1 protein-coding gene is annotated in these 950 nt (G+C 42.7%); it reads right to left on the bottom strand.

What is annotated here, in order from left to right; translation table 11 throughout:
* A partial coding sequence (locus C1G57_RS09075; protein ID WP_153045621.1) for a transposase occupies positions 1-950 on the bottom strand: 950 nt, incomplete at both ends.

The raw sequence follows: 950 nt of genomic DNA, 5'->3' as shown, positions 1-950 counted from the left end.
GGATTGGCATCACTCTTCTTATAGCTTTTCTTCTGCTCTTTCTGATATGTTCCGTAGGGAATCAGAGGTGTTTTCTCCAGGTCATCAACGATAAAGCTATAATTTTCTTCACTACCATAACCTGCATCCGCGACAATGTGTTGAAAGAGTTCTAAGGTTTGGATGGATTGAAGAAAGGGCTTGAGCGTCCGAGTGTCAGTTGGATTCGGATACAATCCGTAAGCCAAGGCAAACTGGTTGTTTGTACCAAGTTGGAGGTTGTAACCTGGTTTGAGCTGACCATTCTTCATATGATCCTCTTTCATTCTCATGAATGTAGCGTCGGGATCTGTTTTTGAGTAGGAGTTTCGCTCTTGTAGAATCTGCTTATCTCGTTCGTACTTCTGTTTCCGAACAAGAAAATCCTCTTTCAACTTTCTCTTTAGTTTCTTAATTCTTCTTCGTTTCTGTTTGTTGGCTGATCCACCTTTACTGACTTTAGGCTCTTGTGAGATAGCTTCTTCCACCTCATCCAATACTTGTTCTGTCTCATGTAGGAGTTGTTTGAGTCCCTCGCTAGTGAGGCATTCTTCCTTGGACAAGGCAGTATTCACCCCTTCTTGAACTAGCTTGTCATAAAGGGCAGAAATGTTTCCATTCAAGGCATCTTCATAGCGTTCAACGGCCTTTTTCCACGTGAAAGAATACTTGTTGGCATCAGCTTCTACCTTAGTCCCGTCAATGAAGAGAGCCTCATCTTCAATCAATCCATTCTCTCTGAGGAGGAGAGTGAAGTAGATGAAGGCAGATTTGATGAGCTGATTGGCGTGTGTGCTAGCCCGAAAACTATTTATGGTTCGATAACAGACATAGGTATCCTGACTCAGCCATTTCATAGGAATGACTTCTTCATTCATTTGAACGATTTTTCGACCAGAGAATACCTGGCGAGCATAGGCGAACAGGGTCAT

The organism is Streptococcus suis, assembly GCF_002960425.1.
Classification (GTDB): Bacteria; Bacillota; Bacilli; order Lactobacillales; family Streptococcaceae; genus Streptococcus; species Streptococcus suis_S.
Note: the sequence above shows the minus strand (reverse complement) of the source record. Positions and strands in the feature narration are given on the sequence as shown.